14 protein-coding genes and 3 rRNA genes are annotated in these 23,238 nt (G+C 51.8%); 8 read left to right on the top strand and 9 right to left on the bottom strand.

Annotated elements, in window-relative coordinates; translation table 11 throughout:
• The first annotated feature begins 48 nt into the window (after positions 1-48).
• Positions 49-402, top strand: a complete 354-nt coding sequence (locus ACKXF9_RS09090) for a hypothetical protein (protein WP_418265960.1) — start codon at positions 49-51, stop codon at positions 400-402.
• A 79-nt stretch (positions 403-481) separates the two neighbouring features.
• Here the strand turns inward: ACKXF9_RS09090 and ACKXF9_RS09085 are convergent, their stop codons facing one another.
• Positions 482-1,771 (bottom strand): galactokinase, encoded by a 1,290-nt coding sequence (locus ACKXF9_RS09085; protein WP_418265959.1) that lies wholly within the window; start codon positions 1,769-1,771, stop codon positions 482-484.
• 230 nt (positions 1,772-2,001) lie between these two features.
• Here ACKXF9_RS09085 and ACKXF9_RS09080 point away from each other — a divergent pair, with 230 nt between their 5' ends.
• The 7 genes from ACKXF9_RS09080 to ACKXF9_RS09050 all read left to right on the top strand — a co-directional run bounded on the left by ACKXF9_RS09080 (position 2,002) and on the right by ACKXF9_RS09050 (position 12,512).
• Complete coding sequence (locus ACKXF9_RS09080; protein WP_249236835.1) at positions 2,002-2,862, top strand: AraC family transcriptional regulator; 861 nt, start codon at positions 2,002-2,004, stop codon at positions 2,860-2,862.
• 12 nt (positions 2,863-2,874) lie between these two features.
• The gene (gene rlmD, locus ACKXF9_RS09075) at positions 2,875-4,524 is read left to right on the top strand and encodes a 23S rRNA (uracil(1939)-C(5))-methyltransferase RlmD (protein WP_418265958.1); all 1,650 of its coding nucleotides are present in this window, start codon (positions 2,875-2,877) and stop codon (positions 4,522-4,524) included.
• 189 nt (positions 4,525-4,713) lie between these two features.
• Positions 4,714-6,471 (top strand): type I restriction-modification system subunit M, encoded by a 1,758-nt coding sequence (locus ACKXF9_RS09070; RefSeq protein ID WP_418265957.1) that lies wholly within the window; start codon positions 4,714-4,716, stop codon positions 6,469-6,471.
• A 2-nt stretch (positions 6,472-6,473) separates the two neighbouring features.
• Positions 6,474-7,742 carry a restriction endonuclease subunit S gene (locus tag ACKXF9_RS09065; RefSeq protein ID WP_418265956.1) on the top strand — a complete coding sequence of 423 codons (1,269 nt, stop codon included), beginning with the start codon at positions 6,474-6,476 and terminating at the stop codon, positions 7,740-7,742.
• 4 nt (positions 7,743-7,746) lie between these two features.
• Complete coding sequence (locus tag ACKXF9_RS09060) at positions 7,747-9,144, top strand: hypothetical protein (RefSeq protein WP_418265955.1); 1,398 nt, start codon at positions 7,747-7,749, stop codon at positions 9,142-9,144.
• 17 nt (positions 9,145-9,161) lie between these two features.
• Complete coding sequence (locus ACKXF9_RS09055; RefSeq protein WP_418265954.1) at positions 9,162-12,134, top strand: type I restriction endonuclease subunit R; 2,973 nt, start codon at positions 9,162-9,164, stop codon at positions 12,132-12,134.
• A 135-nt stretch (positions 12,135-12,269) separates the two neighbouring features.
• Entirely contained in the window at positions 12,270-12,512 is a 243-nt protein-coding gene (locus tag ACKXF9_RS09050) for a hypothetical protein (protein ID WP_418265953.1), read from the top strand.
• Positions 12,513-12,809: 297 nt separating this feature from the next.
• Here ACKXF9_RS09050 and ACKXF9_RS09045 read toward each other — a convergent pair whose 3' ends face one another.
• The 8 genes from ACKXF9_RS09045 to ACKXF9_RS09010 all read right to left on the bottom strand — a co-directional run bounded on the left by ACKXF9_RS09045 (position 12,810) and on the right by ACKXF9_RS09010 (position 22,814).
• Positions 12,810-13,367: a hypothetical protein gene (locus ACKXF9_RS09045; protein ID WP_418265952.1), complete on the bottom strand. Its 558-nt coding sequence runs from the start codon at positions 13,365-13,367 to the stop codon at positions 12,810-12,812.
• A 696-nt stretch (positions 13,368-14,063) separates the two neighbouring features.
• The gene (locus tag ACKXF9_RS09040; protein WP_249236877.1) at positions 14,064-14,858 is read right to left on the bottom strand and encodes an ABC transporter ATP-binding protein; all 795 of its coding nucleotides are present in this window, start codon (positions 14,856-14,858) and stop codon (positions 14,064-14,066) included.
• A complete protein-coding gene (locus ACKXF9_RS09035; protein ID WP_418265951.1) occupies positions 14,851-15,792 on the bottom strand; it encodes an ABC transporter permease in 942 nt (313 codons plus the stop codon). Before ACKXF9_RS09035 ends, ACKXF9_RS09040 begins: the two co-directional genes overlap by 8 nt.
• A 116-nt stretch (positions 15,793-15,908) precedes the next feature.
• Positions 15,909-16,940 (bottom strand): ABC transporter substrate-binding protein, encoded by a 1,032-nt coding sequence (locus tag ACKXF9_RS09030; RefSeq protein ID WP_418265950.1) that lies wholly within the window; start codon positions 16,938-16,940, stop codon positions 15,909-15,911.
• 190 nt (positions 16,941-17,130) lie between these two features.
• Positions 17,131-17,856, bottom strand: coding sequence for a YkgJ family cysteine cluster protein (locus ACKXF9_RS09025; RefSeq protein ID WP_418265949.1), 726 nt, complete (start codon positions 17,854-17,856; stop codon positions 17,131-17,133).
• Between the two features lie 82 nt (positions 17,857-17,938).
• Positions 17,939-18,055 (bottom strand): 5S ribosomal RNA (rrf, locus tag ACKXF9_RS09020).
• A 128-nt stretch (positions 18,056-18,183) separates the two neighbouring features.
• A 23S ribosomal RNA gene (locus ACKXF9_RS09015) occupies positions 18,184-21,018 on the bottom strand.
• A 285-nt stretch (positions 21,019-21,303) separates the two neighbouring features.
• Positions 21,304-22,814 (bottom strand): 16S ribosomal RNA (locus ACKXF9_RS09010).
• The 16S, 23S and 5S rRNA genes sit together here, the layout of an rRNA operon.
• Positions 22,815-23,238 lie beyond the last annotated feature (424 nt).

Below are 23,238 nucleotides of genomic sequence, written 5' to 3'. Positions count from 1 at the left end.
GTTTGACCCTGAGGTAGCAGATCTATTTGTCGGAAAGGAGCTTCATCCATGAAAAACCTTCAGATGCCTCATTCTTACGCATCTGTCCCGGAAGAGGAACTGTATTCCATTGTCGGCGGCGGACCGTTGGGCGATGCGTTGGATCTTTTCTTCAGCAGTCTGCGTCTGGATGATTTCTTCTTTGGCGGCGGGTTGATTTCGTTCTCCTTCACCTTTGTTCCTCTTCTGCTGTTCAATGTGGTAAAGACCGGCTTCAATTTTGTGGTCGGTGCTTATGACACGATCTCCGACCTGTTCCATTTTTCCCGTGAGGAAAAGGAAATGGTGGAGTATCTCTCGGATCAGCAGCAGCGAAAACAGCAGGCACAGAATCAGACAAACGGCTTTATGTCTGGCTGCTGATTTTATCCGGTTCTCATTCTTACACATAAAAAGCATCTGCGGTACATATCACACCGCAGATGCTTTTCTTTTTGCTGTTTCAGCCTACCTGCACAGCACCTTGTTCCCGCAGGCGAAGCACATAGCAGCTGCCTGCACCGAACACCCGCTCGATCTCGCTATGATAGCGTTCCAGCAGTTCCTTGGGCACATAGGCCTGAATGGTTCCTGCAAAGCCGCCGCCCTGCATCCGCCAGGCACCGCTGCCCTGCAGGATGCACTGGCTCAGCGCCAGCGCCACGGAGAGCCCCTGATGCCGCACATCCGTGCTGCAATAGACGTTCTGACATAATGCAAAAGAGGCCCGTCCGCTTTCCAGAACCAGCGCAGCAAAAGCTGCAAACCTTCCCGCCTGCAGCGCGTCCCGCTGTGCAAGCGTGCGGGTATTTTCTTCAAAATAGTGAATGGCCCGCAGCACAGCCCTGTCACCGCATTTTCTGCGCAGCTCAGGCAGCGCCGCCCAGAATTCGCTTTCCGTCACCTGTCCCAGAACCTTTTTGCCCAACGTCCCGGCCACCTGCTCCATCTCTTTCCGGATGGCTGCAAACTCGCTTGTCAGTTCACTGTGACTGCCGCGCGTATCCGTAACGCACAGGCTCATGCCCGGCGGCAGCAGGCCGTCCGTATGGATCTTTTCGATCTGCGGCGATGCCGGATCTGCAAAGTCTGCAAAGATGATGCCGCCCACCGCACTGGTCAGCTGATCCAAAAGTCCGCTCGGCTTGCCAAAGTAGGTGTTTTCTGCGTACTGGCAGATCTTCGCCAGCTCCGTAGGGGCAAGGCCGCAATCGTACTCCCCGTTCCAGATGACCGCCATTCCCATTTCAAAGGCCGCAGAGCTGGAAAGTCCGGACCCGCGCAGCACATCGCTGGCAGTATAGGCATCAAAGCCGCCCACCTTTTTTCCAACGGCCCGGAACCCCTCCGCAATGCCGCGGATCAGACTGGCGGAGTGGGTCCCCTCCCCTTCCTGCGGGCCTGCTACAGTCAGATCAATGACATCCAATTTGTTGAATCCACGGGACTTTACCCGGACATAGCCATCCGTATTGCGGGCTGCGACCGCCACAAGGTCCAGTGTCACCGCCGCCGCAAGGCCGTAACCGTGCTGGTGGTCGGTATGGTTGCCGCCCAGCTCTGCACGGCCCGGTGCCGAATAGATCTGCACCTGCCTGCCCGGGCCGAAATACAGCTCAAACTGCTCCAGTGCGGCGCAGTACCTTGCACGCTGGCGGCAAAGCTCCTGTTCCGTATTTCCGTACAATGCCCGGAGCTTTGGGTCCCACTCCCCTGTCGCGATCCGCTGCCGAAGCTGTGTGCTTGTCGCCATGACGATCCCTCCCTCAGAATGCTGTCTTGAGATAGACGGGTTTGTTATGCCTATTGTAATGCATCCAGCACCTTTTTTCAATTTCCATCGCAGAAAAAGCACGAATTTTGGCGTCCAGCTCAAAGAATAAGATGTACTTTTGTTGAACTTGCAGGCAGATGTGTGGTATACTTATCTTAATGTCGGGCAGAAAACTGCCTGCAATATGACAAAGTGGAGGAAACGCGGCTATGGCGGACGTATACAAGCAATCCTTCAAGCAAAATTATACCAACAATATTGAGCTGTCCATTTTCAACTGCGGTATCGAACGCTGTGCTCCGGGGCAGACCTGGGGCCCCGGCATCCGGGATCATTACCTGATCCATCTGGTGCTTTCCGGCAAGGGTGTATTCGAGGTGGGCGGCCGCACCTGGGAAGTGAGCCCGGGGGATCTGTTCTTTGCACGGCCCAGCCAGCTCATCCGTTACACAGCCGATGAGCAGCAGCCGTGGGAGTACAGCTGGGTCGGTTTTAATGGCGCATGTGCCCATAAACTGACTGCACAGCTGCCTTTTACCGATGACTCGCCTGTGCATCACACGCAGGATCCGGAGGGAATGCGTACCGCACTGGCCAACATTTATTCCTCTCGTGGGCTGCAGCCGCAGGACGAAGCCGCCATGGTGGGATATCTGTACCTGTTCATCGCTTCCCTGATGAAGGAGACCAGCGTCGGCAAGCCTCATACGGCTTCTTCTTCCAGCCAGTATGTGCTCAATGCAATCAAGTATATCCAATTCAATTATTCTCACGATATCTCCATCGACGATGTGGCAAAAAGTGTAGGCGTATCCCGCAGCCATCTTTATCGTGTGTTCATGTTGAATGTAGGCAAGAGCCCCATCGATTACCTTACCGAGTACCGTATCAACGAAGCCTGCAAGCTGCTGCGTGCAGGCAATCTGTCCATTGCAGAGGTCGCTGTTTCGGTAGGCTTCTTCGACCAGTTCTATTTTTCGCGGGTATTCAAGCGTGCCAAGGGCGTGCCGCCCAGCAAGTATTTTGCGGCACAGGCAGATGCCCCTGCCGACGGCACCGACCACCAGTAAAGGAGACCCTTCATGCCCTTACAGAAAAATCAAGTTCTCACTCTGCAGGTGGAGCGCCTGTCCAGCGATGGCAGCGGTGTCGCCCACAGCCCGGAGGGTGAGACCGTGTTCATTCCCGGTGCAGCGCCCGGCGATGAAGCCCGGGTACGCATCGTCAAGGACTGCAAGCGCTACGCTTTCGGCATTCTGGACGAGGTGCTCACGCCCTCGCCGGATCGCATCCCGGTGGACTGTGCTGTGGCCGGTCCCTGCGGCGGCTGCAGCCTGCGACATCTGGACTATGGCGCCGAGCTCCGCGCCAAGCAGGAGAATGTTGCAGACGCCTTTGCACGCATCGGCGGGCTGGATGTTCCGGTCCTTCCCATCGTAGACTCCCCGGAGATCGACCGATACCGCAACAAAGTCCAGTTTCCGGTCGGAACAGACAAAGCCGGCCGCCCCTGCATTGGTTTTTATGCCGGGCGTACCCACCGTATCGTTCCCTGTCCGGACTGCCGCCTGCAGCCCGGCATACTGAATGAGATCGGCAACACACTGTGCGCATTCTTTGCAGAAAAAGGCATCCAGCCCTACAATGAGGAGACCGGCAAGGGCCTTGTACGGCATATCTTCCTGCGGCGTGGTGCACACAGCGGACAAATCATGGTGTGTCTGGTATCCACTCGTGCGAAGATTCCTTCAGCCGACGAGCTGTGCACCCGGCTGAAGGAGGCGTTTCCGGACATTGTCACCATCCTGCTGAATGTCAACGCAAAAAACACCAATGTCATCCTTGGTTCCGAGACTCACACACTGTATGGACAAGGGTATATTGAAGACACCCTCTGCGGCGTCCCGGTGCAGCTTGGCCCGCTTTCGTTTTATCAGGTAAACACGCTTGCCGCTGAGCAGCTCTACGGCATCGCTGCCGAATACGCCCAGCTGACACCGGATGATCTTTTGCTGGATCTCTACTGCGGCATGGGCACCATCGGCCTTTCCATGGCAGACCACTGCCGTGAGCTGGTGGGCGTGGAGATCGTACCCGAAGCCATCGAGAGTGCCAAGGCCAATGCCGCCCGCATGGGTACAGCGGTTTCTGCCAAGAGCCGTTTCTTCTGCGCTGATGCCGGGCAGGCGGCCGCACAGCTGGCCGCCGAGGGCCTGCACCCGGATGTCGTGATGCTGGATCCGCCCCGCAAAGGCTGCGACGAGGCCACCCTTTCTGCCGTGGTACGCATGGCCCCCCGCCGGGTGGTCTACGTCAGCTGCAACCCCGCCACCGCCGCCCGGGACGCCGCATGGTTGGAACAAAATGGGTATCACGCAGAGAAAGTGCAGCCTGTGGATCTGTTTCCAAGGACGAAGCATTGCGAATGTGTCATTGCACTTTCCAAGGGTGAGATCGACTCCAAAAAAGTCCGTGTAGAGTTCTCTTTGGAGGGTATGGACACTTCAGGATTGCAAAAGGGTGCGACCTATCCTGAAATCAAGGCACGTGTGTTGGAACAGACTGGGCTGAAGGTTTCTTCCCTGTATATCTCGCAGGTCAAGCAGAAATGCGGTCTGGAGGTACGGGAGAACCACCACAAGGCGAAGTCCGAAAATACAAAGCAGCCCCAGTGTCCAAAGGAGAAAGAAGATGCAATTGTGGAAGCATTGAAGCATTTTCAGATGATATGATTTACAGTTTGCCCGTCTGATTTTCAGGCGGGCATTTTCTTTTGCCGGAATATGGTGTTTCCACTTTTATCGTGGTACAATAGATGCAAGAATCATTTTTCAGGAAAAGCAATCTTCCGTCCACTTTATGGGACACCCATTGTTGTAAAATCAGGATGTCCACCTATCACAAAAAACAAGGAGCAACGTATGCCAAACGATAAGATCACCGCCGTAGGTGCCAACATTGCCGAAAAAGCCGCCATGATCTGGAACGTAGCCGATATGCTGCGTGGGCCGTTCAAGCCCCACGAGTACGGTCTGGTCATTCTGCCCATGACCGTGGTGAAGCGGTTTCACGACTGCCTGCTGCCCACCCATCAGGCAGTGCTGGACACCTACGAGAAAGTGAAAAAACTGCAGGTCATCGATGGCTTTTTGCAGAAAGCCTCCGGCTACCAGTTCTACAACACCAGCCGTTTCACCTTCGAGACCCTGCTGGCAGACCCGGACAACATTGAGTCCAACTTCCGGGATTACCTGTCCGGTTTCTCTGCCAACGCACAGGACGTGCTGGCAAAGTTCGACTTTGACAACATCATCAAGCGGATGGTAGAGAGCAACACCCTCTACCTCGTCATCAAGGAGTTCGGCTCTGAGAAGGGATATCTTGGCCCGGACAAGATCAGTGCCGTGGACTGCGGCTACATCTTTGAGGACCTGGTGCGGCGGTTCTCCGAGAGCTTTGGCGAGGAAGCCGGAGCCCACTTCACCAGCCGGGATATCATCTACCTGATGACCGACCTGCTGCTGTCCGAAGCCGACCTCGATACCAGCAGCATGACCGTTTACGATATGGCCATGGGCACCAGCCAGATGCTGAGCTGCATGGAGGAGCGCATCCACGAGCTGAACAGCGACATTGAGGTGACCTGCTTCGGGCAGGAGTTCAATCCCTCCACCTTTGCCATCGCCAAGGCAGACATGATGATCCGCGGCGGCGACCCTAACAATATGCGGTTCGGTGATACCCTGTCAGAGGATCAGTTCCCCGGGTTCACCTTCCAGTACATCATCTCCAACCCGCCCTTCGGCATTGACTGGAAGCGGGAGCAGAAGGCGGTGGAAGCCGAGGCTGCCCGGGGCGAGATGGGGCGTTTTGCCCCCGGTCTGCCCAAGATCAGCGATGGTCAGCAGCTTTTTGTGCTGAATGGCCTTGCCAAGCTGGCAAACAAGGGCAAAATGGCCATTATCCAGAACGGCTCTCCCCTGTTCAGCGGCGACGCCGGCAGCGGGCCCAGCAACATCCGGCAGTATATTCTGGAAAACGACTGGCTGGACTGCATCATCCAGCTTTCCACCGATATGTTCATGAACACCGGCATCTCCACCTACATCTGGGTGCTCAGCAAGGATAAGCCCGCCCACCGTGCGGGCAAGGTGCAGCTCATTGACGCCAGCCACTGCTTTGAGCCACGCCGCAAGAGCATCGGCACCAAGCGCAACGACATCACCGATGCCTGCCGGGAACTGATCGTCACCGCCTACGGCGAGTTTGCCAACGGCAAGGTGTACGGCGACAAAAACGGCATCTACTGCGAGAGCAAGGTGTTCGAGAGCGTGGAGTTCGGCTACAACAAGATCGTGGTGGAGCGACCCCAGCGGGACGAGGCGGGCAACGTTATCCTGAAGCGTGGCAAGCCTGTGCCGGACACCAGCCTGCGGGACACCGAAAACGTACCGCTGGTGCAGGATATTGACACCTACTTTGCCCGGGAAGTTCTGCCCTACGCCCCCGACGCATGGATCGACCACAGCAAGACCAAGGTGGGCTACGAGATCCCCATGACCCGCTATTTCTATGAGTATCAGGCACCGGAAGCCGTGGAGGATATCGTGGCGCGCATCACCGCACTGGAACAGGACATCTCCGCCGGGCTGGCAGAGCTGTTCCACAAGGAGGGCTGACCATGGCACGGAAAATGAAAGACAGCGGCATTGAATGGATTGGGGAGATTCCAGAGGGGTGGGAAGTCACAAAACTCAAATATTTATCCACTTTTCCTATAGAAAAGAATGCTCGCACAGATTCTCCGTATATTGGACTTGAGAATATCGAAAGTTGGACCGGAAAGTATGTTTCATCGGATTCTCAATATGACAAATCTCAGGCCTTGGCCTTTTTCGAAAACAATATTCTCTTTGGCAAATTAAGGCCCTACCTTGCCAAAGTTTTTTGTGCTTCTAACGATGGTTGCTGTTCAAGTGAATTTTGCATTTTGAATTTTTCAAGTTCTGTGAACATCCGATACTTTTGGAATCTTTTAATTTCGCCTACATTTATTGATCATGTCACAAAATCTACATACGGGACTAAAATGCCCCGAGCCAATACTGATTTTATCAAAAACATTTGTGTTCCTGTTCCCCCACGCATTGAACAAGATAGGATAGCACTTTATCTTGATGCCACTTCTGCTAAGATTGATTCCCTTATTTCTGAAACTCGTTCCAGCATTGAGGAATACAAAAAGCTCAAGCAAGCTGTTATTACGCAGGCTGTTACCAAAGGCGTGCGTGGTGAGCGGGAGATGAAGGATAGTGGAGTTGAATGGGCTGGTCTAGTTCCACACTATTGGGGTGTCGCTAAAATTGGAAGCATAGGTCAAACTTCCAGTGGTGCCACGCCACTAAGAAGTAAAGAAGCTTCTTTTTTTGATGATGCCGCTATCAGATGGGTTCGTACACTTGATTTGAATGATGGCTTAGTTTATGATAGTTCAGAGAAAATAACTGAATTGGCTTTAGCCTCATCTGCTTGCTCTATTATGCCTAAAGGTACAGTTTGTGTTGCCATGTACGGTGGTGCTGGAACAATCGGAAAATGTGGTCTACTCATGTCAGATTGTGCAACAAATCAGGCTGTTTGCTCCATCGTCTGCAATCGCGAAATTGTTTCTCCCATTTTTCTGCTAATGCAGTTGCTTGCACTAAAATCATATTGGATGAAATATGCTGTTGGAACAAGAAAAGACCCCAATATCAGTCAAGACGTTGTCGCACGAATGAAAATACTCATTCCTCCACTAGATGAACAAAAAGAAATCACCGACTACCTTGACGCCAAGTGCGCCGAAATTGACAAGCTGATTGCAAAGAAGGAGCAGCTGGTAAAAGAGCTGGAAAGCTACAAGAAAAGTTTGATTTATGAGGTTGTAACGGGAAAGAGGGAGGTGTAAATTTATGAAGGATGAAATTTCTCCACGGTCTGGCATTCTTGATTGTGAGCAAGGTAGTGCAACATTTTACGAAGATAATTTTGACTTTCGTATTATGAACAGTGTTCCCTTCAAGGCCACTTCCAGTAACACTGAAGATTTTGCAAAATTAGCACAGGAAGATAAATATTTTCATGGAACAACACATGATGGCAACGACATTGCGATTTATTGTGGAAATCGCATAATACCCGCCATCAGAACTGTTGCAAATTTTCATTCTAATATTTATGCTATTCAAAAAGGAAATCTCGGTCCTTGTAATTGGAATAAAATCGATGCCATTGAGTTCAGAAGCGGAACGTTGGACGCACTGTCCTTTTCACCGGATAGTCCATACGAATTTGTAGGCAGAGCCATTCAAGTGATTCCTCCACAGTTACCCCTCTCTTTTTCCTTCAAGTATGAGGGTCTTTACATTACAGTCAAATCCGGCAACCAATCTAATGAAACCTACAACTCAACCCACGTTGAACTTATCGGTCGTACACGTTATTTAACGCTTCAATTTTCAGAGCCGATCTCCTTCGGAGAGGTTCCAGTTCATATTGAAAAAATCAAAACACTATTGTCTTTTATGACGTTCCGGCAAAATGTCGATTTTAACGAAATCGCCCTACAAGAAAAGACAGCGCCTTCTGATGTTTTGATGGATACCGCTTTAGTTTATTCAAAAAGTCCTTCTGTTGTAACTCAGAAAAAGCCATTCAACAATATTTGCTTTAACGATTTAGATGTCACTCTTTCATCTTTAATCGAGTTAATTTACTGTGAACAGACAAACAATCCTTTTTCCTTTATGAATTTCATTCCAGAGAATGATGCCGACCTTGGTCGAATGACCAATGATATGGTCAAAGGCGTTGTAACTTGCCTGGAATGTGAAATTGCACGCATAAGAGGAAACAATGTTTCTGCTGCAAAACCTGATGATAAAAGCAGTGAATACATTCAAGAAGAACAGCGTCTCAACTCTCTTATAAAAGAATTACAAAAAACTGCCAAGGACTTCCAATCAAAGAATGGTAAATTTTCAAAAAAGACAAACGATATGATTTGCGGCACACTCAAACATATGACACTCGCAGATGCTGATAAGATTTGCATTTTCTATTCCAAATATCAGGATATCCTTTCAAGATTATTTGACAAACTCGATTTCAAGCCAACAACAGATGACGTGGAAAATTTAATTGTATACCGCAACAAAACCACTCATGGCACACAAGAAGTTTTGGATGAACGTCTTGTAATAACTGCTCTTTATCTGATTGGTTTGATTTACTGTATGATTCTTCATAGCATCGGAATTAATGACAAAGACTTAGAGCAACTTTGCTCCAGACATTTTTTATGGCGATAAAACAAGGAGGTCTAACCATGCCCCTCAACACCACCGAAAAGCAGTTTGAATCGGACATTGCGGCGGCGCTGCTCTCCCCTGCCGGGGGCTACACCCGCAACGGAGATTGCTACGACCCCAAGCTGGGGCTGTTTGTGGATACCCTCATCCGCTTTGTGCAAAAGACCCAGCCCAACGAGTGGGCATTTTTTGAAAAGCAGAACCCGGTAAACCCGGTGCGGAAGTTCTGCACGGCCTTTAACAATGCCTGCGATGCGGACGGGCTGCTTTCGGTGCTGCGGTATGGGTTCAAGCACCGGGGACGGCGGTTCCGGGTGTGCTATTTTCAGCCGGAATCTGCGCTGAACCAGAAGGACGCCCAGCGCTACGCCCAAAACGAGATCACCTGCAACCGGCAGTGGTTCTACTCCGACACCGCCCACAACTCGGTGGACATGGTGTTGGCGGTAAACGGCATCCCGGTGTTCGCCTTTGAGCTGAAGAACCAGTTCACCGGGCAGACCGTGGAGAACGCCAAACAGCAGTGGATGCACGACCGGGACCCCCGGGAGGTGTGTTTCCAGTTCAATAAGCGCATTCTGGGCTATTTTTGCGTAGACCTGACCGAGGTGTGGATGGCCACCCGGCTGGCGGGTAAGGACACCCGCTTTCTGCCCTTCAATCAGGGCTCTAACGGTGCCGGGCGGGACGGCGGTGCAGGCAACCCGCCCAACCCCAACGGCTACCTTACCGCCTACCTCTGGGAAGAAGTGTTCCAGAAGGACAGCATGATGGACATCCTGCAAAAGTTTATGAGCCTGCAGGACGGAAAAAAACTGATTTTTCCCCGGTATCACCAGCTGGACGTGGTGCGCAAGCTGGTGGCAGATGTGCGGCAGAAGGGTGCCGGGCAGCACTATCTCATCCAGCACAGCGCCGGGTCGGGCAAGTCCAACTCCATTGCATGGACGGCGTACCGGCTGGCTTCCCTGTTCAACACCGAGAACAAGCCGGTGTTTGCCAGCGTCATCGTGGTGACTGACCGCACCGTGCTGGACGCACAGCTGCAGGAGACCATCTCCGGCTTCGACCACACGCTGGGTGCGGTGGAGGCCATCGGCGAGGACAAAAACTCCGGCGACCTGCGGGATGCCATCAACAACGGCGCACGCATCATCATCACCACGCTGCAAAAGTTCCCGGTCATCTATACTGAGGTAAACAAGACCGCCGGGAAGAACTATGCCGTTATCATCGACGAAGCGCACTCCTCCCAGACCGGCACCTCTGCTTTGAAGCTGAAAGCCGCCCTTGCCGACACCGAGGATGCGCTGCGGGAATATGCCGAGTTGGAAGGCAAAGCGGAGGACGAGATCGACCCGGAGGATGCGCTGGTGAAGGAACTGACCTCCCACGGGCGGCACAAGAACCTGTCCTTCTTTGCCTTTACCGCCACCCCAAAAGCCGCCACGCTGGAACTGTTCGGCACCGAGTACCCGGACGGCAGCCACCACCCTTTCCACATTTACAGTATGCGGCAGGCTATTGAAGAAGGGTTCATTCTGGATGTGCTGCAAAACTACATGACCTATTCCACCTGCTTCAAGATCGCCAAGACCATCCCGGACAACCCCGACCTGCCTGCCAGCCGGGCGGCAAAGCTTATCCGCAAGTACGAGGAACTGCACCCCTACAACATCAGCCAGAAGGCAAAGATCATTGTAGAGACCTTCCGGGAGACCACCAGCCACAAGATCGGCGGGCGGGGCAAGATGATGGTAGTCACCTCCTCCCGATTAGCGGCGGTGCGGTACTTCCACGAGGTCAAGCGCTACATTGCGGAGCAGGGCTATGATGATGTGCAGATCTTAGCGGCATTTTCCGGTGTCGTACCGGACGGCGGCGTGGAGTACACGGAGCCGTCTCTGAACGTCCGCGCCGACGGCAGCCACATTGCGGAGAGTCAGACCAAAAAGGAGTTCCACAACAACTTCAATGTGCTCATCGTGGCAGAAAAATACCAGACCGGTTTTGACGAACCGCTGCTCCACACCATGATCGTGGACAAAAAGCTGAAGGGCGTCAAGGCGGTGCAGACCCTCTCCCGCTTAAACCGTACCTGTCCCGGTAAAACCGACACCTTTGTGCTGGATTTTGTGAACAAGGCAGAGGACATCCGGGAGGCATTCCAGCCGTTTTATCAGGAGACTTTTCTGGAGCAGGAAGTCAACACCGACCTCATTTACAAGACCCAGAAGGAGCTGCGGAGCTTTGCCGTTTATTCCGATGCAGACGTGGAAGCCTTTGCCAAGGAGTATTTCCGCAGCACCAAGCAGGATAAAAACGCCGTGGGCCGCATGAGCAGCGTCTTGAAGCCGGTTGCAGACCGCTACAACCAGAAAACGCAGGCCGAGCGGTACCAGTTCCGCCGCCTGCTGCGCAGCCTTGTCAAGTGGTACGGCTATGTTTCACAGGTGGCGCGGATGTTTGATGAAGAGCTGCACAAGGAGAACGTATTCTGCGCTTACCTGCTCAAGCTGCTGCCGCCGGACGAGGTCTCTCCGCTGGACTTGGAGGGCAAATTACAGTTGGAGTATTACAAGCTGCAAAAGACCTTTGCCGGCACCATCGAGCTGGAACACGCCAAGGGCGTCTACGAGCCGGTCACCCAGAAAGGCGCTCTCGGCCACGACCCCAAGGAGCCGCTGGACGAGATCATTTTGAAGATCAACGAGAAGTTCAAGGGCGAATTCACCAACGCCGACCGGGTGCTGCTTACTGCCCTGCATGACCGTCTGCTGGCCGATCCGAAACTGGCAAAGCTGGCGCGCAGCTCCGACCCGCAGATCTTCACCGAGAGCATCTTCCCCAAAGCCTTTGACACCGCCGCACAGGACAGCTATCTCGAAGCGCAGGACACCTTCTCTTCCTTGTTTGAGGATACCAGCAAGTACAAGGCTATTATGTCGGCATTGGCAGAGTGGCTGTATGGGGAATTCCGCAAGAAGTAAAACAGTTTTCCCTTTTTATTTGCTTAAAACAGCCTGCATCCACGGGATGCAGTTCGAGGGTTTGGGTGTTCCCAACAAGTATTTTGCAACGCAAAATAAGCAGATGTATATACGTCTGCATTGCTTGCGGGTGCTATGAAGCCTCTCAACGTGCTTCCCAAATTTGAAAATCATTTTGCAAATCAGACCGTCAGCTTTCAAGTTCACCTTGAAGCTGGCGGTTATTTTTTGCTCAGGAAGTTTTCGAGTTTGCAATCGCAGCAAGCAGGGCAAGCCGGTACCACCTCGCAAGTTTTGAACCTGATTTTTTACAAATCCGACTTCAAAACACTTGTTGGGCTTCGCCCAAACCCGATATTCCGCACAAAATTGCGCTGACCGTGTATTCTCGCTGATGCCGAATGAGCAAATTTTCTTGGAGAAAAATTTGTTCTATGAAAATCGGCGTTGATTCATCCAATATCACATCAAACCGGAACTATTACTTCCGGTTTTGAAGGTAAAAAGCGGAAGTATCACTTCCTAAAAATTTGAATAACTTTATGGTATGCAAAGCAACCTAAGTGTCCGAAGGATAAAGAGGATGCGATTGTGGAAGCATTGAAGTATTTTAAGATAATCTGATAAGCAATCCCCAGTCTATACCGATTCTAGTCGGTTTAGACTGGGGATTTTTCAATCATCCGTTGGATTCATGATTGCATTCAGATTGTCTATCAAGAATTCCTGTGCATTCTCATCGTAGACAACGCACGGATATTCTCCATGTACTCCTGTACGGATTTCAGTAGTGATTCCCATCGCAATACCACTGGCAGTTGGAACCTTGCGACATTTTCCATCTGAAATATCTTCCTCCTCCATAAGTCCAACTTTTACCAGCCACGTGGTGATGGTTCGATAAGATACCTTCCGCATTTTCTTTTCGTCCAGAATCTCATTTACTTTATAGCTGATTCCACTGGCAGGTATCGGTGTTTTTGACGGTACATATTGCAGCTTTTCTTCTTCCGTAATGTAAAACAGTTTCTTATCCTTCTCGGACACCTTTTTAGGTTCATGACCATCAAGCTGTTTTCTCAGGACATCGGATACAAAGAACAGGCATCGAGAAATCTTTACGTTATTCACGATGTCCTGTTCTGGAATCGGTGTTCCATCCAGTGGATTCAACCCATTGGCAAGGCTGTCAATATAGTGTTTTGCGTGGTGGAGTTTTTCCTGTTCAGTCATCGAGCACACTCTCCTGTACACTTTACATAATATAGAGTTCTATTGTCTTATCAGACATTCAAAATCTTCTGAACTGCATACGACTTTGCATATTGTCCGCACAATTCACACATAAAAAGCCCACTGCGTGCAGATACCGATTCTCCCGGATGGCTACGGGCGACTTCTTCAGGTGCGATATGAGTCCAGCCCTTAGAAGACCACACACATACATGCGTTAGTGATCCCATAATAGTTCTCCTCATACACTTTGTCGAACCCAATTATAATAGATTAATATTACCACTAATAGTTCAACAATAAAATAGAAATTCCAAACAGCCGCATTTTATCCAAATCATTCGGTTGAAATTTGTTTGTTATACCAGTTTTTTCGGTACATCAGCCTGCATCCGGCGGATGCAGTTCACGGGTTTTGGTGTCCCCCAACAAGCATTTTGCAATGAAAAAGTTGCCGTTGTATATCTCATCTCTGAAATCCTGGAGAAAACATTTTGTTTTTTCGTCTGTCTACTTGACAGGGAGCGGTTCACTATCCTTGTGCAACAGCCTCTTGTCTTTCTGTGAGCGTGCTTTCACTGGGCGGTTACCTATGAAGCCTCTCAACGTGCTTTCCGTATTTGAAAAAAGGACGCCTGTCCTCGGTTTTTTCCGAGGGCAGACGTCCTTTGATTTTTGCAGGCAACGAAATTTTTATCAGGACAGGATCATGCGGTCGTTTGCAAACTCACCGCCGCTGGCGATCTGGAATTTGGCCAGCAGGTCAGAAACATGCAGATTCTTCTTTTCCTCACCGGCCACGTCATAGATGATGTGGCCCTCGTGCATCATGATGAGGCGGTTGCCATACTTGATGGCATCCTTCATGTTATGGGTGATCATCATGGTGGTGAGGTGGTTTTCCTCCACGATCTTGGCTGATAGGGTCAGCACCTTTAATGCCGTCTTGGGGTCCAATGCCGCCGTGTGCTCGTCCAGTAGCAGCAGCTTGGGCTTGTTCATGGTAGCCATCAGCAGGGTCAGTGCCTGACGCTGACCGCCGGAAAGCAGGCCTACACGGGCGGTCAGACGATTTTCAAGGCCCAGATCAAGGGTCTTGAGCAGCTCACGGTACTGCTCACGCTCGGCCTTCGTGATGCCGATGCGCAGGGTACGTGGCTTGCCGCGGCGGGCTGCCAGCGCAAGGTTTTCTTCGATCTGCATAGTAGCGGCGGTGCCGGTCATGGGATCCTGAAATACACGGCCGATATAGGCTGCGCGCTGATGCTCGCTCAGGCGGGTGACATCCACACCATCAATGATGATCTTGCCCTCATCCACCGGCCACACACCGGCAACAGCATTGAGCATCGTAGATTTGCCCGCACCATTGCCGCCGATCACAGTGACAAAATCGCCCTCATTCAGCTTCAGGTTCAGGCCGTTCAGGGCAGTTTTCTGGTTGACCGTGCCAGCGTTAAAGGTCTTGGAAACGTTCTGGATCTCAAGCATTTTTTGCATCCTCCTTTGCCTTCTTCACCGGCTTCGAGAAGTACTTGCCCTTCCAGTACGGCACGGCAAGGAAAATTGCCACCACGGAGGCGCTCAGCAGCTTGAGCAGGTTTGCGTCAAAGCCCAGCGTCAGCACCAGCTGGATCACAATGTAGTAGATGATGGCACCCAGAGAAACGGCAGCCATCTTGAGTGCAAAGTTGTGGAAGATGCGGCTGAACAGTGCCTCGCCGATGATAACCGCAGCCAGACCAATGACGATGGCGCCACGGCCCATGCCGACATCTGCAAAGCCCTGATACTGGCTCAGCAGCGCACCGGACAGAGCCACAAGACCATTGGAGACCGCCAGACCCAGCACAATATTGAAGTTGGTGTTGATGCCCTGCGCCCGGGACATTGCGGGGTTGGAGCCGGTAGCACGGATGGCGCAGCCCAGCTCGGTGCCAAAGAACCAGTACAGGATGCCGATAAGTGCAGCGGTAACGATGATGACCATGATGATGGGGTTATGGAGTGCAAATTCCTTGACCCAGCGCAGGGAGATCAGCAGACTGTACTTATCCACATTGATAGCCTGATTGGCCTTGCCCATGATTTTGAGGTTGATGGAATACAGCGAAAGCTGGGTCAGGATACCGGCAAGGATAGCCGGGATTCCCATAAAAGTGTGCAGGATGCCGGTGACAAAGCCTGCCAGCAAGCCAGCCAACAGCGCCACGAACAGCGAGACCCAGACATTCTGGCCGGACAGCAGGCACATGACGCACACTGCGCCGCCGGTGCCAAAGGAACCATCCACAGTCAGGTCAGCCACATCCAAAATGCGGTAGGTCAGATACACGCCAATGGCCATGATGCCCCAGATAAGGCCCTGTGCGCAGGCACCCGGCAAAGCGCCCGGCAGATTTGCCAATCTTGCAATAACGTCCAAAACAATTCCTCCTGATTCTGATACACTTTTTTATTCACCCGTTTGAATACGGGAAAGCGGAGAAGAGCGTTTTCAGCCCTTCTCCGCTGATTTTCTATTTTATTTTCCGAAATACTTTAGCCTTCGATTTCCTCGTAGCCATCGGGAACGGTCAGGCCCAGATCGTCGCAGATGGCCTTGTTGTACTTCTTGGTCACATCGGTGTACTCGATGGGCATGGAAGAAACATCAGCCTCGCCGTTCAGGATCTTGACTGCCATCTCACCGGTGGTGTAGCCCAGATCGTAGTAGCTGATGGAAAGGGTAGCCACACCGCAACCGGCGCAGATGCCCTCTTCGCCTGCGAACACAGGCTTCTTTGCCGGGCGGCAGATACCGTCCACGATGCCGGTGTTGGCAGCGACCGTATTATCGGTAGGAACGTACAGAGCATCGTTCTCGTCCGCAGCCTTCTGGCAGACAGAGGACAGGTCGTTAGAATCAGAGAAAGCGTACTGAGTAACGGTGACACCCTTTTCCTCCAGATACTTCTGAACCTCGTCCACCTGATACTGGCTGTTGGCCTCAGCAGAGCAGTACAGCAGACCAACCTTCTTGGCCTCAGGCATCCACTCCACGATCATCTCAGCCTGCTGATCCAGCGGGGCCAGATCGGAAGTGCCGGAGATATTGCCGCCCACAACGCCGTCGAAATCGGTCAGGCCCAAAGCAACACCGTACTCGGTAACAGAGGTGCCCAGCACCGGGATGGTGTTGGTGGCAGACTGTGCAGCCTGCAGGGCAGGAGTGGCGTTTGCCATAATCAGATCCACACCAGCAGAAACAAAGCCGTTGGTGATGGTAGCGCAGGTTGCAGAATCGCCCTGTGCGTTCTGGAAATCGAAAGTAACATTCTCACCGAAGGACGCAGTCAAAGCATCTTCAAAGCCCTGAGTGGCGGCATCCAGAGCGGCATGCTGCACCAGCTGGCAGATGCCAATGGTGAATTTCTGGCCGTCAGCTGCGGCAGAGGCTGCTGCAGAAGATGCAGGGGCGGCAGAAGAAGCAGCTGCAGAAGATGCAGAAGAACCGCCGCAGGCAGTCAGAGCAGCTGCAGCACCGCAGGCAGCGGCTGCTGCCAGAAACGAACGACGAGTGATTTTACGCATAATGATCTATCTCCTCTATCTCTTTGCTTACGCGGCCTACAGGTGCCGCGCCAGAAAGCATAGTCTTGTATGCGGGACTCGTACAGTCTCGCTTTACATTCGTGAAGTATAACACACATTTCGCGGTAAAACAACTCACTTTTGTCCAAAAACGGCCTTTATTATCGATTGTATTAAATATATCTATCGATTATTTTGATTTGCTATTCCGTTTCTTCTGATATTCCGTCAATTTTACAATTTTGCCATTCAGCCAATTGAGGTTGCGCTCCAACTGCGGCAGGAACAGCTGGGTGTAATCGTAGTTAAAGTACAGCGCCTGCCAGAGTTTCGCCTGCATCCGCCGTATCAGCACCGGGCTGAGCAGCATCTCGGCCTGTTCCACTACATCTTCCAGCTCCATACAGCCCAGTGCCCAGCGCACGTCCGTCTGCTCCCGGGCGGGAACATCATAGCGGGACAGGTAATCCTCCACCTTCGCTTCGATCACCCGTCCGCCGCAGGCAGTGGGCTGCAGAAAATAGCTCACCTCCCCTTCCCTGCTGATCTCCTGCGCCAGCGGGTAAAGTGCACACACCAGCGGCTCAGCATCATGGATGGCGCAGTGATTCCCGGTGAGGAAAGGACAATTGTTTCGGTTTTCTTTCACCGGGGCCAGCCGCAGCACCGGCAGATGGCTCACTGTGCCGATGCTTGCCCGGCAGAACCCCCGCGCCACCATTTGCGGCGGCAGACGCAGCCGGGCCGCAATGCGCCAGAGATCAAAGCCCGACAGCACGATATCCTCCCGCCCCCGGCAGCAATCGCCACAGCCATTGCACGCAAAGCTGAAATGCGCGTCCCGTGCCAGCAGAGGCATGGCATCCGTACGTATGAAATCGATCTGTCCGCAAAGGTCGATATGATGGTTCCTCATTTGTTCTTCCTTCTTTCCCTGCAATCCTGCCAGCATAAATTCAAAAAAGCCCTGAGACATCTATCTCAGGGCTTTCTGTTCAAGTCGGCGACTACCTATTTTCACGCGCCGTTTCCAGCGAACTATCTTCGGCACAAGTGAGCTTAACTTCTGTGTTCGGAATGGGAACAGGTGGAACCTCACCGTCATCGACACCGACCGATCTGACTGGCCTAGTATAACATATCTGTTGTACTTTGTCCAGTGTTTCTTAGAAGGACGTGCCTTCAAAACTGAATAATCACTGCTAGCATTTTTTCGTTGACTCTTGAGAGTCTCAAGCGAATTGTGGTCAAACCCTCGACCTATTAGTACACGCTTGCTGAATGGATCGCTCCACTTACACATCGTGCCTATCAACCTTGTAGTCTTCAAGGGGTCTTACTTGTTTGAAACAATGGGATATCTTATCTTTGGGTCGGCTTCACGCTTAGATGCTTTCAGCGTTTATCCGATCCGTACATAGTTGCCCAGCTATGCTCTTGGCAGAACAACTGGTGCGCCAGAGGTACGTCCGCTCCGGTCCTCTCGTACTAGGAACAGCTCCCATCAAATATCCTGCGCCCACGACAGATAGGGACCGAACTGTCTCACGACGTTCTGAACCCAGCTCGCGTACCGCTTTAATTGGCGAACAGCCAAACCCTTGGGACCGAATACAGCCCCAGGATGCGATGAGCCGACATCGAGGTGCCAAACCTCCCCGTCGATGTGGACTCTTGGGGGAGATCAGCCTGTTATCCCCAGGGTAACTTTTATCCGTTGAGCGATGGCATTTCCACTCACATACCACCGGATCACTAACTCCAACTTTCGTTACTGCTCGACCCGTCAGTCTCGCAGTTAGGCTCGCTTCTGCGTTTGCACTCTTTTGCTTGATTTCCGTTCAAGCTGAGCGAACCTTTGAACGCCTCCGTTACTCTTTAGGAGGCGACCGCCCCAGTCAAACTGCCCACCTAACAATGTCCCCCGCCTTGATTCAAAGGCGCAGGTTAGAATTCCAATATCGCAAGGATGGTATCCCAACGGCCACTCCGCAAGCGCCAAAGCACCTGTTTCCCAGTGTCCCATCTATCCTGTGCATGCAACATCGAAACCCAATATTAGGCTACAGTAAAGCTCCATGGGGTCTTTCCGTCTTGTCGCGGGTAACCGGCATCTTCACCGGTACTACAATTTCGCCGGGCGGGCTGTTGAGACAGTGCCCAAATCATTACGCCTTTCATGCGGGTCAGAACTTACCTGACAAGGAATTTCGCTACCTTAGGACCGTTATAGTTACGGCCGCCGTTCACTGGGGCTTCGATTCAATGCTTGCACATCTCCTCTTAACCTTCCAGCACCGGGCAGGCGTCAGCTCGTATACGTCATCTTTCGATTTAGCACAAACCTGTGTTTTTGGTAAACAGTTGCTTGGGCCGATTCTCTGCGGCTGCATTGCTGCAGCACCCCTTCTCCCGAAGTTACGGGGTCAATTTGCCGAGTTCCTTAACAACCCTTCTCCCGTTGGCCTTAGAATCTTCTTCCTACCTACCTGTGTCGGTTTGCGGTACGGGCACCGCAGAAATACACACAGCTTTTCTCGCCATCTTCCATCCCGGACTTCGGTACTAACTTCCCTCGATCGCTACCGGAACCAACACCCGGCTCCGAGACTTCATATGTGTCCCTGTGTTTAACTCTTTTGGTGGTGACGGAATCTCTACCGTCTGTGCATCGGCTACGCCGTTAGGCCTCACCTTAGCTCCCGACTGACCTGGAGCGGACGAACCTTCCTCCAGAAACCTGAGGCTTTCGGCCATGCAGATTCTCACTGCATTCGCGCTACTCATTCCGGCATTCTCACTTCTATACACTCCACAGCCGCTTACGCTACTGTTTCACCGCGTATACAACGCTCCCCTACCCAATACATTGCTGTATTGCCTAAGCTTCGGTGTCAGGTTTAGCCCCGTTAAATTCTCCGCGCAAAGACGCTCGACCAGTGAGCTATTACGCACTCTTTGAATGAGTGGCTGCTTCTGAGCCAACATCCTGGTTGTCTGCGTATCTTCACATCGTTTTCCACTTAACCTGACTTTGGGACCTTAGCTGTAGATCTGGGCTGTTTCCCTTTTGACAATGACATTTATCTGACACTGTCTGACTCCCAAGCATCAATACTCTGGCATTCTGAGTTTGATAAGCTTCGCTAACCTCTCGGCCGCTAGGCTATTCAGTGCTTTACCTCCAGGTATCTAACTTGAGGCTAGTCCTAAAACTATTTCGGGGAGAACCAGCTATCTCCGGGTTCGATTGGAATTTCTCCGCTACCCACAGTTCATCCGCCGCCTTTTCAACGGAGGTCGGTTCGGTCCTCCATGGAATTTTACTTCCACTTCAACCTGACCATGGGTAGGTCACCCGGTTTCGGGCCCATTATATGCAACTTAACGCCCTTTTCAAACTCGCTTTCGCTTCGGCTCCAGACCTTAAGTCCTTAACCTTGCTGCATACAATCGCTCGCCGGACCGTTCTACAAAAAGTACCCTATCACGCTTTGACGCGCTCTAGGTGCTTGTAGGCACAGGGTTTCAGGTTCTTTTTCACTCCCCTCCCGGGGTGCTTTTCACCTTTCCTTCACAGTACTATACGCTATCGGTCACTGGGTAGTATTTAGGGTTGGAGGGTGGTCCCCCCGTATTCCGACCAGGTTTCACGTGTCTGGCCGTACTCTGGAATTCGCTCGGCTCTTGTCGTTTTCACCTACGTGGTTCTCACACTCTCTGACCGGCCTTCCCATGCCGTTCGGTTAACAACTTAAGTCCTAAATGCGCTCCGTACCCCGAAAGTATTTCTACTCTCGGTTTGCCCTCTTCCGCGTTCGCTCGCCACTACTTACGGAATCTCGTTTGATGTCTCTTCCTCGCCCTACTTAGATGTTTCAGTTCAGGCGGTTCCCTCGATATACCTATTTTGAAGTTCAGTATAACGTACCTGAGTATGAACCCAGGTGAGTTTCCTCATTCAGAAATCTCCGGATCAATGCTTATTTGCAGCTCCCCGAAGCTTATCGCAGCTTATCACGTCTTTCATCGGCTCCCAGTGCCAAGGCATTCGCCCTGCGCCCTTGTTCGCTTGACCTTTCAAACGTTCTTTCAAGAACATTTGGTATCCTCTTGATTCTCTCTTGCCAACGAAGATTATTGTTACCCTTCCTTTTGAAATTGTAATATTTCTTAAAAAAGAACTTACTATAATCTTTGTTTCGCAGTTATTATTCAGTTTTCAAGGTACGTCTTTGAAGGTTCTTTCGAGCTTTCGCTCTTCAGGGCCCTCAAAATCGAACAATATCTACTCTACTCGTTTAAACCTGTCCGAAAGACTCGTCCATCTTTTGATGTCCTGCTCTTTCGCCTGACTCCTTAGAAAGGAGGTGATCCAGCCGCAGGTTCTCCTACGGCTACCTTGTTACGACTTCACCCCAATCACCAGTTTTACCTTCGGCGGCGTCCTCCTTGCGGTTAGACTACCGACTTCGGGTCCCCCCGGCTCTCATGGTGTGACGGGCGGTGTGTACAAGGCCCGGGAACGTATTCACCGTGGCATGCTGATCCACGATTACTAGCAATTCCGACTTCGTGCAGGCGAGTTGCAGCCTGCAGTCCGAACTGGGACGTTGTTTCTGAGTTTTGCTCCACCTCGCGGTCTTGCTTCTCTTTGTTTAACGCCATTGTAGTACGTGTGTAGCCCAAGTCATAAAGGGCATGATGATTTGACGTCATCCCCACCTTCCTCCGTTTTGTCAACGGCAGTCTGGCCAGAGTCCTCTTGCGTAGTAACTGACCATAAGGGTTGCGCTCGTTGCGGGACTTAACCCAACATCTCACGACACGAGCTGACGACAACCATGCACCACCTGTCTCCTTGCTCCGAAGAGAAATACTGTTTCCAGCATCGTCAAGGGATGTCAAGACTTGGTAAGGTTCTTCGCGTTGCGTCGAATTAAACCACATACTCCACTGCTTGTGCGGGCCCCCGTCAATTCCTTTGAGTTTCAACCTTGCGGTCGTACTCCCCAGGTGGATTACTTATTGTGTTAACTGCGGCACTGAAGGGGTCAATCCTCCAACACCTAGTAATCATCGTTTACGGTGTGGACTACCAGGGTATCTAATCCTGTTTGCTACCCACACTTTCGAGCCTCAGCGTCAGTTGGTGCCCAGTAGGCCGCCTTCGCCACTGGTGTTCCTCCCGATATCTACGCATTCCACCGCTACACCGGGAATTCCGCCTACCTCTGCACTACTCAAGAAAAACAGTTTTGAAAGCAGTTTATGGGTTGAGCCCATAGATTTCACTTCCAACTTGTCTTCCCGCCTGCGCTCCCTTTACACCCAGTAATTCCGGACAACGCTTGTGACCTACGTTTTACCGCGGCTGCTGGCACGTAGTTAGCCGTCACTTCCTTGTTGGGTACCGTCATTATCTTCCCCAACAACAGGAGTTTACAATCCGAAGACCTTCTTCCTCCACGCGGCGTCGCTGCATCAGGGTTTCCCCCATTGTGCAATATTCCCCACTGCTGCCTCCCGTAGGAGTCTGGGCCGTGTCTCAGTCCCAATGTGGCCGTTCAACCTCTCAGTCCGGCTACCGATCGTCGCCTTGGTGGGCCGTTACCTCACCAACTAGCTAATCGGACGCGAGGCCATCTCAAAGCGGATTGCTCCTTTTCCCTCTGCTCGATGCCGAGCCGTGGGCTTATGCGGTATTAGCAGTCGTTTCCAACTGTTGTCCCCCTCTTTGAGGCAGGTTCCTCACGCGTTACTCACCCGTTCGCCACTCGCTCGAGAAAGCAAGCTCTCTCTCGCTCGTTCGACTTGCATGTGTTAGGCGCGCCGCCAGCGTTCGTCCTGAGCCAGGATCAAACTCTTTATAAATGATATTTATCACTTAAAAGTGTTAAATCTTGTTCGCTCAGCACGCAATCGCTTGCGTCCTGTGTGAATTACTTTTGGAATTGTTTTAAGTGTTTTTCCAAACACATAAAGGTTCCTTACAAGTTTTTTCGATATTGTTCAATTTTCAAGGTCCTGTGCGCCTCAGCCTTGCGGCTGACGACCTGTTTATTGTACCACCGAAGTGGTTTTTTGTCAAGCCTTATTTTTTAGAAGCTTTTGAACTTTCTGAACTTGGACATCCAAGAAGTTTCTCAGAACAAACTGAAACTTTTCAGCGTCTATTGGTTCTTTTCAAAGGCTTCCTGCCGAGGTTTCGGAAGTCATTCTTTTGCCTCAGCGCTTGGCGCTCAAGTATAATACCACACCCCCGCCTCCTTGTCAACACTTTTTGACAGATTTTTTT

The organism is Faecalibacterium sp. 9, assembly GCF_048320955.1.
Classification (GTDB): domain Bacteria; phylum Bacillota; class Clostridia; order Oscillospirales; family Ruminococcaceae; genus Faecalibacterium; species Faecalibacterium wellingii.
This window is presented reverse-complemented; position numbering and strand designations above follow the sequence as displayed.